Here is a 10,972-nt window from a genome sequence, read left to right on the forward strand (position 1 = left end):
AATTTTATCGGAGTGCGTGCGGGACGCACGCCGATCATACCCAGGCGCGCAGGAAGCCGAGCGGATCGTGGCTGTGCGCCACCGATGCGATGTATGCGAACACCACGATGGCCAGCACCCCGTAGACGGCGCGCGCGCCTTTGGTGCGGCCGCGTTTCAGGGCCAGCGTGCCGAGCACGACGTAGACGGCGAGTCCCGCGATCTTCGCGCCGAGCCAGGCGGCGTTCGCGAAGAAGCCGATGATCGCGACCAGGCCGATTGCGCTCAGCAGCAGCAGCGTGTCGATGATGTGCGGCAGGACTTTGGCCGGGCGCGTGTGGAGCAGGCGTGAGCCGGTGAGCATCCAGATCCAGCGCAGCACGAAGCCGGCGATGGCGAGGCCTGCGCAGGTCATGTGGAGCGTGCGCAGCGTGAGGAAGGTGTCGCCCATGGCGGTTAGTGGGTTAGTGGGTTAATGGTTGAAGTACTTGTCGAGCAGCGCCTGGGCGATGGCGTCGCTTTCGGCATCCGCGTTGCCCGCATAGTCGGACGGCCGGAAATGCATCTGGAACGCGCTGAAGACGCGGCGCGTCCTGTCGTCGAGCACGCCGTCGGTGGCGACGTCGTAGCCGTAGCGCTTCAGCTTCTCCTGCAGCGGCTGCACGTCGGAAGGCGCTTTCGGATCGCGGCCCGCGAGATGCGCGGCGACGGCGTCGGCATCGGGCCATGCGCCCACGCCGGCATCGTACAGCGTGCGCCAGGGAAAAAGCGGCCCCGGATCGATCTTGCGCTGCGGCGCGATGTCGCTATGGCCGACGACACGGGTCGGCGGGATGTGATAACGCGCAACGATGTCGCGGGAGAGTTGGATGAGAGCGTCGACCTGCGCGGGCGGATAGGGTTGCCACTTGCCTTCGCTGAGCGGACCGGTCGGACCGATAGGACCAAGGTTCACGTTCTCGATGCCGATCGAGGACGCGTTCAGTTCGGTCGCGCCTTGCCATGAACTGACGCCCGCATGCCAGGCGCGCTTGTCCTCCGGAACCAGCTGGTAGACGACCGGCTCACCATGCTCGATGCGCGGCGCATCCGGCACGACGTAATGGACGCTCACCTGATCGCCCGTGAGCACCGCGAGCGAGCCGGCTTCGTCGATCTCGGTGTAGTGCATCACGAGGAAACGGATGCGGGAGTCGGCGTTCTTTGCGGGGTGGGTCAGGTCGGCGATGTAGGTGCCCCGGTCGAGGTGGGTGGGGGTACAGGCGGTGAGGAGGCTGATCGAAAACAAGGCAGCCAGCGCGATCGCTTTTCCCAGAGTCATCACGACAGAACTTCCCGAATCGAACACACGTTCAACCAATGACTATGGAGTGCCTCAGAACTCGGTTGATCTTGCGCGTCTTTCGGCAGACGAAGTCGATGACCAGCGAGGGAGGCATATTCTGTTCCTTCCAATTCCGGCGCGATCAACACTTTGTGAGTTGCTGGATCGATCGCGATCAGCTTGCGGTCGTAGAGCGTATGCAAGTCCGCGCGTAACAGAAGCCCATTCCGTACGTCATTGGTCTCTTTGCCCAAGTACCCGCAGATATGCGCCGCTTCAAGGACTTCTTCGACCGAACAATTTGTAAGGGCGCAACGGCGTTCGTACGCATCAAGCAACTGCCTGCGGAATGTAGCTTGGCCCTGCCGTACGACGATGGAGGCATCGATCCATCTTCGAGCGTCTTGGAGGTTCGACGGATCGAAAGCTGCGACCGTGTGCATAGCGAGTTCCACCTGCTCTATGCCCGGTGCATCATTGCTGGGTTCGCCCGAAGCGAAGCTCCGCAACTCGAAATAACCATCCTTCCAATCGTGAACGGACGCCAGCCCTAAAATTTTGTAGCGAGGCTGCGGCTTGGCCTTTACCTGCCGCAGCACGCCAACGGGGATGCCATCCGCTTTGCAGGCCAGCAAAGCGCGATTCGTGAATTGACTGTCGCGCTTTTCGGGATCGAGTTGCTCTTGAAAGTATCGATACGACCACGAGCCATCTGGGCGCGTGTCTAGTTCATGATCAGCATAGGGACTTTGAAGCGACTGCCGAACACTAACGGCGTAGTCCATCCCCTTCGGCTTATGAATGCCTTTTGCCTTGTTCACGATGAACGTTCCGTCCGGCAATGGCTTCGGCCAAGAGACTTCTTGACCTTCGAAATCTTTGAACCATTGCAAGGCGGCGCGATGACTTGGCGATAACCGTTCGAGTATTGAATTCAACGATGCCATGGAGACTCGCAATTCCTCTCTAATTGTTTTTTGCGAAGCTAGCCTACTTCTTCCCCTGTCTCTGCCTCACCGCCTCAAACAAACACACCCCGCTCGCCACCGACACATTCAGACTTTCAACCGTCCCCGCCATCGGGATATTCATGATCTCGTCGCAGGTTTCGCGCGTGAGCCGGCGCATCCCCTCGCCTTCCGCGCCCACCACGATCGCCACCGGGCCGTCCAGCTTTGTTTCGTACAGCGACGCCGTCGCCTCCCCCGCCGTGCCGATCACCCACACGCCCGCGTCCTTCAGTTCGCGCAGCGCCCGCGCAAGATTCGTCACCGTGATGTACGGCACGCTCTCGGCCGCGCCGCTCGCCACCTTCGCCGCCGTCGCGTTCAAGCCCGCCGACCGGTCGCGCGGCGCGATCACCGCATGCGCGCCCGCCGCATCCGCGACGCGCAGGCACGCGCCGAGATTGTGCGGATCGGTCACGCCGTCCAGCACCAGCAGCAGCGGCGTGCCCGAAATGCCGTCGAGCAGTTCGGCCAGATTCTGCGCGAGCGGCAGGTCATTCGCGCGCGCCACCACGCCCTGATGCTGGATGTTGCCCGCCAGCCCCCAGAGACGCGACTCGTCCGCCGCGATCAGCCGCACGCCAGCTTCCTTCGCGGTCCGCAGAAAGTCCTGCATGCGCCGATCCTTGCGCGACGGGTCGTACAGCACCTCCTCGATCGACGATGCATCCGCCCGCAAACGTGCGGTGACTGCGTGAAATCCGTAGAGAACCTTGAGACGTGACATGACTGATTCGAACCTTCGCTGAAAACTATAAAAACACGACGCGGCCCGAAGCACGAAGCATCGGACCGCGCGTAACGGCTCGCGGCGCGGACTGCACGCCGCTCGATAAACGCTTCAGCGCTTCTTGCGCGCCGGCCGCCCCTGCGACGCCGACTTCGACGCCGCGCCACGCTTCTTCGCCGCACCGCCGCGCGCACCGGCCGCCAGCGTCGCACCCTTGTTCGTGCCGCCACGGGTACGCGTGCCGGGCACGGCGTCGTCGTCGACCAGCGAGTCGGACAACGGCCGCACGCGCGCACTTGAGCCACCACCGCCCGCCGCGTCGCTTACCGCCGCTGCAACACGCGCCGGCGGCTTGACCGGCACGTCGCGCACGAGACGGAAGTCGATCTTGCGTGCATCGAGATCGACACGGCTCACCTGCACGCGCACACGATCCGACATCCGATAGCGAATGCCCGTGCGCTCGCCGCGCAGCTCGTTCTTGATTTCGTCGTACTGGAAGTAATCCGAGCCGAGCTCGGTCACATGCACGAGCCCTTCGATGAACAGCGAATCCAGCTGCACGAAGATGCCGAACGACGTCACGCCGTTCACCATGCCGCCATATTCCTCGCCGAGCTTGTCGCGCATGAAGTAGCACTTGAGCCAGGCTTCGACGTCGCGCGAGGCTTCGTCGGCGCGGCGCTCATTCGACGAGCAATGCAGCCCCAGCTCTTCCCAGATCGCGACGCTGTTGCGCGCACGACCGCGCGCCGTGTCGTCGGCCTTCTGCATCTCCCGCGCGGCCTTCGTGAGACCCGTGCTCAGGAACACCTCGTGGCCGATCTCCGGCAGATACTTCTTGCCCTGCAGGATGGCGTAGATGGCGCGATGCGTGAGCAGGTCGGGATAACGGCGAATCGGGCTCGTGAAGTGCGCATACGCCTCGTACGCCAGACCGAAGTGACCGATGTTGTCCGGGCTGTACACGGCTTGCTGCATCGAACGCAGCACCATCGACTGGAGCATCTGCGCGTCGGGCCGGTCGCGGATCTGCGCGATCAGCGCGGCGTAGTCGCTCGCGTGCGGCTTGGCGCCGCCGGTCAGCGTCAGTCCGACGCCGCGCAGGAAGGTGCGCAGGTTCTCCAGCTTCTCTTCGGTCGGCCCTGCGTGCACGCGATACAGGCCCGGATGCTTGTTGCGCTTCAGAAAATCCGCCGCGCAGACGTTCGCCGCCAGCATGCATTCCTCGATCAGCCGGTGCGCGTCATTGCGATGACGCGGCACGATCTGCTCGATCTTGCCCTGCGAGTTCACGACGATATACGTCTCCGTCGTATCGAAGTCGATTGCGCCGCGCTTCTGCCGCGCCGCGTGCAGCGACTTGTAGACGCCATGCAGGTTCTGCAGCTGCGGCAGGATGTCGGCGCGCTTCGCGGCTTCCGGTCCCTTGGTGTTGGTGAGCACCGCCGCGACTTCGGTATAGGTGAGCCGCGCCGCCGAATGCATCACGCCCGGATAGAACTGATAGGCCTTGATCTCGCCGCGCGCGGTGATGACCATGTCGCACACGAGCACGCAGCGGTCGACCTGCGGATTCAGCGAACACAATCCGTTCGACAGCTTCTCCGGCAGCATCGGAATCACGCGGCGCGGGAAATACACCGACGTGCTGCGGTCGAGCGCATCGACGTCCAGCGCCTCGTTCGGGCGCACGTAATGCGAGACATCGGCGATGGCCACCAGCAGGCGGAAACCCTGCCCGCGTCCGACCGTGACCGGCTCGCAATACACGGCGTCGTCGAAGTCGCGCGCGTCTTCGCCGTCGATCGTGACGAGCGGCACGTCGCGCAGATCCACACGATGGCGGATGTCCACCGGCCGCACTTCGTCCGGCAGCTTGGCCGCCAGCGCGAGCGCGGCGTCGCTGAACTCGTGCGGCACGCCATACTTGCGCACGGCAATCTCGATCTCCATGCCGGGATCGTCGATATCGCCGATCACCTCGACCACCCGTCCCAGCGGCTGCGAATGCCGGCTCGGGAAATCCGTCAGGTCGACGGACACGACCTGCCCGACCTTCGCCTTCTTCGGGTTCTGCGTGATGAGGATGTCGTGGCCGATACGCTTGTCTTCGGGCACGAGAATCAGCGCGCCGTTCTCGTTGATGAGCCGCCCGATGATGCGCTTGTTGGCCCGATCCGTGACCTCGACGATATGCCCTTCCGGCCGCCCGCGACGGTCATAGCCGACGATGCGCGCCAGCACGCGGTCGTTGTGCATGACCTTCTGCATTTCGCCGTTGGGCAGGAAGAGGTCGTCCTGGCCGTCGTCGCGAATCAGGAAGCCGAAGCCATCGCGATGGCCCTGCACGCGGCCCGCAACGAAGTTCGATGGATGAGTGAGTTGATAGTGGCCACGTTTGTCGAGCCGGATTTGCCCGTCTCGTTCCATGGCCGCCAGGCGCTTGAAAAATCCTTCACGCTCCTGGCGTTTGATCGACAGCGCCTCGGCGATGTCGTTCGCGGCATGCGGAGTCTCGCTCGTGCGCAGCACGCCGAGAATCTCTTCGCGGCTGGGAATCGGATACGGATATTTGCTCAAGGGCTTGATCGTGTTGTTCTCGTTGGGCTGGAAAGTCGGCCGTCGTGTGTTGCCGTTCGCACCTGCTTCCGCGTTTGCCTCGTTCGCTGGCATCGTGCGCTTGATTCGGATTGATTCTAACACCCGCCATTCAGACGCCACGGACCTCACCGCCCGCTCCACGGCGCCCGGCAAGGCTGCGGACGTCTCCGGTGGAAACGCTTGACAGACTCGATACGGTCGATATAATTGCGTTCTCTGCTGTTGAGCAACCCGCCAAAAACGGTCTGCACCAACGAATTGAAGAAATTGAAGCAGAGCACACCCTTGCCCAGGTGGCGGAATTGGTAGACGCACTAGGTTCAGGTCCTAGCGGTGGCAACACCGTGGAGGTTCGAGTCCTCTCTTGGGCACCAGATGTTTGAAAAAGCCACCTTCGGGTGGCTTTTTCTTTTTATGCAGGGATCGTGTTTCCGGACGGCTTCAGGTGGTGCTTTAGGTGGGTGCTTCAGGTGGGTTTTTGAACATCTCCAGTCGTCAGACTTTTCAGTTGACACGGTTTCGGTTCCCGCTACAATAGCGGGCTCGCTGTACCCCTTGGCCCAGGTGGCGGAATTGGTAGACGCACTAGGTTCAGGTCCTAGCGGTGGCAACACCGTGGAGGTTCGAGTCCTCTCCTGGGCACCAAGGTCCTCTTTCGCGAGACGCTGATCGAAGCGCATCGCACGCAAGAACCCCACGCACTGACGTGGGGTTTTTCGTTTCCGGCCGTGTTTTTTTTCGCGGCTCGGATCTGAGCACGTCACATCAAATCATTCCGCCACCTGCGCGACTTCCTTCGCGTTGATCGCTCACGTCGAGGCATGCTCCACCCCTATGCGCAGCGCTGGCTGGAATTCGAGCCGTGGCGCGCTACCCTTCTTCCCTGTTTCAGTCGGAATTTAATTCACGATTTTCTTCGTGACAATAATGGTGCAACGGTTCCGTTTTTTAATTCAGTTCACCCGATTATCCACAGCATCTGATTTAGAAGATTTCATCGATTGACACCGAAAACCGCTTTTAACAGAATCCAGCTTCAGAATGCTGACCGTTATAAGTCATTACGAAAAATCTTCCGTCAATCGCCACTCTGCGGATGCATGGAACGAATTTCGATCATGAGTGTTATTGCATGACGCTCGAAATAATGAATTCGACGTTCGCATTCGGCGAACGATATTGAAACATAAAAGCTGCGTCAGCCGATAATCGACGGCGCGCTCAATTAAAAATGAAAATCAGGAGACGTAGAATGGCGCTCCGCCATTTTAAGAACCGGTTCGCCTGCGTTGCCGCTCTCGCCACTTTGGCGTCGTGCAGCGACGGGAATGTCAGCCAACCCGCCGCCATCAACGTGCCGCAGTGTTCGGGATCGGCGTGCGGAGCGCAGGGACAGCCCGTTTCCGCACCAACGAGCAGCGCACAGCTTTGCCCGGCGGATCAGGCCATATCCGGCAGCACCTATTTGGGCGGGACTGGAAGCGGCGAGGTGGTGAGTCTCCATCTCGACGCGACAGCGATGACCTACACGCTGAAGTGGCTGGAGTCGTCGGTGCCGCTGGCTGCGGGTACGCTGACGCCCACTCGGAAGGGCGTGACGATTTCCGGCAATCTGACCCATCCGCCCGCGGGCACGCTTCCGACCGCTCAACAAACCCGCTGCGCATTCGTGCTGATGCCTGGCAGCAGTGACTCCGGCTATTCCACGTCGAATGACTTCAATCAAGCCAATCCACCGACGATTCTCCTGGGCTTCGGCATCGCGGGGGGCGGCATTCCCGGCGCGACGATGGAATTCGACGGATATTCGGCCATGGCGACAGTCGCGCAGAATCCCGGCTTACAGCAGTTTTTGAGTATTTTGGCGAATGCGAATGATTTGCAAACCGCCAGCGCGTTTCTGAATAATGTGATCGCGCCGCCCTTCAGTTTCGCGGGAATCGGCTGGGCGTTTATCCGAGGAGGCTTTGGTGCGGTTGGCATTACTCCGGATCAACTGAACATGGTGCAGCAGGTCCTGATCGCGCTGCAAACACCGGCTTTACAGCAAACCTTGGCCGAGGTTAAAAGTACCCTGAATACGAATCCCCAAAGTCTGAATCCGCTATTGAGCATCTTGAAAGTTCCTTCCATGGTTGGTGCGGTTCCGAACCGGCACGTCGATTTTTATCCGTTCGTCGGTTTCTCCAGTGTCTCGATGAATCCGGCAGACGTTCAGGGAACGTATAACGGGCTGCTATACCATGTCGTGCCGTCGGGTGGCTATGCAACCAGCGGCACAATCACCCACGAATCATTTGACAAAGACGGACATTGCACGAGCACGAATGCCGCCAATCGAATTACACGTCCAGTGCCACCGGCTGTCTGACCACCGGCGGCGACTGGGCTATCAACCCGGCGGGGTACTTCGACAGCGCAGCGGCACCTCAGATCGGCACGCAATTCAGTGCGCTTTTCAGCCCGTCCCAGATCCAGTCCGTCGTTGCGACGATCAACGGCATAGCCGGCGCCTTGAGCAATCAAGGCCTCCTCGGCACTGTGGGACTCGTGGACCCGGCCATCGTGCCTGTCCTGCAGCAGACGGCCCAGGCCCTCAGCGGCACGATCCCCCTGCTCTCCGCGATGACGCTGCCGAAGGCCGGCCTCATTGCATCGGCGCATATGGTTCTGGGCCAGTTGAACGGCGCAACCATTCCGGTGATCGTGCGAACCGGCCTCATGATTCCCGGCACCGCGCCTTACTTCACCAACGCACAGGTCGACGACGAATCCGGCATCGCCGTCCTGAGCCACGCAACCGCACTGAAGAGCGGCGCGATCGACGGCACTTATGCTGGGGCCGACTCCAACTTCAAGTACGCGGGAACGGTCATCAACGGCGCCACCGGATCGTTCATCGACCCGACATCCCAGCAGCCTGAAACCGCATTCACGCTCGACTATGGGCAGTCGACGCCCGGCGTCATTCACCTCGCAGAGAGCGGCAATGCGCCGTACCAGGGCGACTTGATTGCGGCTGGCGGCCTGTACGCGGCCTTGATTCAAGGCTCGGCGAACGGCGGCCTCGCGTCGACCTCGTCCGGAATCGGGATGGGCGCCGCCATCACACCGGCTGCGGCCTCGCCCTACTTCAGCGTAGGCGCGCTTTCCGGCGCGGCCGCCCAGCCTGGCAATCCATAAGAAGACAGGCGCTTCCAAACGGAAGCGCTGCGGAGGAGATCCATGAAGAACACCATCAGAACGACGATGGCGGGCGCCGCGCTTTTGCTCTCGGCGTGCGGAGGGGCGACCGACAACACGGCGCCGCTGGTCCAGGCGCCGCTGTGTCCGTCGTCGCTCGACTACGGGACGGTCTTCACGGGCGGGGCCGGCGACGGCGAACTGGTCAGGATCCAGCTCGACACCACCCGGCTCACCTGGCAGGTCACCTATGTGGCGTCGCCGATCCCGCAAACGCCGGGCACCGTGGTGCCGACGCGCGCAGGCACGCTCGATAGCGGCACGCTCACCCCGGAAACGCAGCTCGCGACGCAAAGCCTCAACCGCTGCGCGTACCGGCTGAATGGCGCGAGCCTCGACCCTGCACGGCCGGCGCGCGTGTTCGTCGGCGACGGCGTGATCGGCGGCACCATTCCGGGCAAGGAGCTGGCGTACGCGGGCAACGGCGGCCAGGGCGCCATCCCTGACACGACCTTTCCCTACTTCCCGTTCATCGGGTTTGCGACGCTCGATACGGATCTGGCCGACATCACCGGAACGTACAACCAGATCGGCTACGCCCAGGTGCCCTCGCAGAACTTTGCGCCGACGACCATCAACGCCAGCGTGACGATCAATCCGGACGGCAGCTGGTCGCGCTGCGACACGACAGGCCTCTATGCCGGCACATGCAGACAGCCGGGCACGAACCTGACGGCCTCCTCGAACGGCAGCGGCGCGTTCGAGACGGATCACTACCAGGGGCAGATCCAGCCGACGCTGGCGCCGGTGGCGCAGGCGAAGGGCTACCTGATCGTCGGCACATTGCGAGGCCAGCGGGTGCCGATCATGATCCGCACCGGTGCGGCGAACCCGGGCACGCAGCCTGACGCGAACGGCGTCCCGCCCCTGACCGCCGACGACGAATCGGGCATTGCCATCCTGGCGCCGCAGACGAAGCTTGCGTCGGGATCCCAGAACGGCGAGTACATCGGCGCCGACAGCCGGTTCGACTACCGCGCGACCGCGCTCGCCGACACCCGGGCCACGCTGTTCGATCCGTTCAACGCGTCCCAGGCCTCGTTGGCGACCGTCCTGACGCTCGACTACACGCAGACGCTGCCGGGCGCGATCAGTACCACGCACGCGGATGCGGCCAGCGCAACGCCCACCGGCACGTTTCTTTTCACAGGAGGCGTGTTTGGCTTCCTCGACATGTCCACCCCCGCGTCGCCCTATTTCCTGATCGGCGCGTTCGTGCAGTGAAGGGAACCCGGAGCCTTCGATGAAACGAATCTTTCATGCCGTGGCGTGTGCGGCGTTCCTGCTGCCCTGCATCGCGTCGGCACAAAGCGCGGGCAGCAACGTCGTGTCGCTGGGATGGCTGCATGCGTTTCCGCAAGACAGCAGCAGCTCGCTGACCACGTATGTCGCACCCACGCCCATGAACGGCGCGCTGGGCCTGCCGCCGTCGTTCAATTCCCCGGGAACCGGGCTGAGCGTCGGGCAGGCCGACACGCTCGGCATCACCTTCTCCCACTTTCTGACGGATCAGTTTGCCGTCACCGCATTGGCCGGCGTGCCGCCGAAGTTCCAGGTGTACGGAAGCGGCACGATTACCCCACCCGGCCCGGCAGGCACGCTGGGCACCCAGAACATCGGCCTCGGGGCGGTCAATCCCGTCGTGAAGTCCGCGCGGCTGTGGAGCCCGGCTGTCATCCTGCAGTATTACATCGGACAGCCAACTTCCCGATTCCGGCCCTTCCTCGGCGTCGGCGTCTCGTACAACTGGTTCAGCGACGTCCAGCTTGGCAACAACTTCATCGCGCAGACGCGTAACACGCTGGGTCAGGTTCTGGCGGCGGGCGCAGGAAAACCCGGTCCGACGCAGGTGTCGGGCGATGCGTCGTCGTCATGGCAGCCGGTATTCAACGCGGGCTTCCTGTTCAACATCACGGAGCACTGGGGATTGCTTGCATCGCTGTCCTATATCCCGTTGAAAACCACCTCTTCGGTGACGATCAAGGCCGCCGACGGCACGACACTCGCGGTGTCCAAGTCCGACCTGAAAGCGGATCCCCTGATCACGTTTCTCGCCGTGTCCTACAAATTCTGAACAATCGGGAA

The 10,972-nt window shown here is 62.4% G+C and carries 7 protein-coding genes, 2 tRNA genes and 2 pseudogenes; 6 read left to right on the plus strand and 5 right to left on the minus strand.

What is annotated here, in order from left to right; all coding sequences use genetic code 11:
- Positions 1-34: 34 nt before the first annotated feature.
- From QCE64_RS08000 to rnr, 5 genes are all read right to left on the minus strand, one after another.
- Positions 35-430 (minus strand): SirB2 family protein, encoded by a 396-nt coding sequence (locus QCE64_RS08000; RefSeq protein ID WP_310003351.1) that lies wholly within the window; start codon positions 428-430, stop codon positions 35-37.
- Between the two features lie 21 nt (positions 431-451).
- Complete coding sequence (locus QCE64_RS08005) at positions 452-1,300, minus strand: N-acetylmuramoyl-L-alanine amidase (RefSeq protein ID WP_310003353.1); 849 nt, start codon at positions 1,298-1,300, stop codon at positions 452-454.
- A complete protein-coding gene (locus tag QCE64_RS08010) occupies positions 1,300-2,250 on the minus strand; it encodes an HNH endonuclease signature motif containing protein (RefSeq protein WP_310003355.1) in 951 nt (316 codons plus the stop codon). The genes QCE64_RS08005 and QCE64_RS08010 overlap by 1 nt, the downstream gene beginning before the upstream one ends.
- A 43-nt stretch (positions 2,251-2,293) precedes the next feature.
- Positions 2,294-3,037, minus strand: a complete 744-nt coding sequence (gene rlmB, locus QCE64_RS08015) for a 23S rRNA (guanosine(2251)-2'-O)-methyltransferase RlmB (protein WP_310003357.1) — start codon at positions 3,035-3,037, stop codon at positions 2,294-2,296.
- A 114-nt stretch (positions 3,038-3,151) separates the two neighbouring features.
- Complete coding sequence (gene rnr, locus QCE64_RS08020) at positions 3,152-5,716, minus strand: ribonuclease R (RefSeq protein WP_404987310.1); 2,565 nt, start codon at positions 5,714-5,716, stop codon at positions 3,152-3,154.
- A gap of 215 nt (positions 5,717-5,931) precedes the next feature.
- Between rnr and QCE64_RS08025 the strand changes: the two genes are divergently transcribed.
- The 6 genes and pseudogenes from QCE64_RS08025 to QCE64_RS08050 all read left to right on the plus strand — a co-directional run bounded on the left by QCE64_RS08025 (position 5,932) and on the right by QCE64_RS08050 (position 10,961).
- Positions 5,932-6,018: transfer RNA gene (locus tag QCE64_RS08025), tRNA-Leu, on the plus strand.
- Between the two features lie 184 nt (positions 6,019-6,202).
- Positions 6,203-6,289, plus strand: a tRNA-Leu gene (locus QCE64_RS08030).
- A 607-nt stretch (positions 6,290-6,896) separates the two neighbouring features.
- A pseudogene (locus QCE64_RS08035) lies at positions 6,897-7,913 on the plus strand (DUF2957 domain-containing protein); the annotation flags it as partial.
- Between the two features lie 305 nt (positions 7,914-8,218).
- Positions 8,219-8,827: pseudogene (locus tag QCE64_RS08040) on the plus strand (DUF2957 domain-containing protein); the annotation flags it as partial.
- A 42-nt stretch (positions 8,828-8,869) separates the two neighbouring features.
- Positions 8,870-10,111, plus strand: a complete 1,242-nt coding sequence (locus QCE64_RS08045; protein WP_309916692.1) for a DUF2957 domain-containing protein — start codon at positions 8,870-8,872, stop codon at positions 10,109-10,111.
- Positions 10,112-10,130: 19 nt separating this feature from the next.
- Complete coding sequence (locus tag QCE64_RS08050; RefSeq protein ID WP_309808547.1) at positions 10,131-10,961, plus strand: OmpW family outer membrane protein; 831 nt, start codon at positions 10,131-10,133, stop codon at positions 10,959-10,961.
- The last annotated feature ends 11 nt before the right edge of the window (positions 10,962-10,972 follow it).

Origin of the sequence: Caballeronia sp. LZ043 (assembly GCF_031451075.1) — a bacterium.
Lineage (GTDB): Bacteria > Pseudomonadota > Gammaproteobacteria > Burkholderiales > Burkholderiaceae > Caballeronia.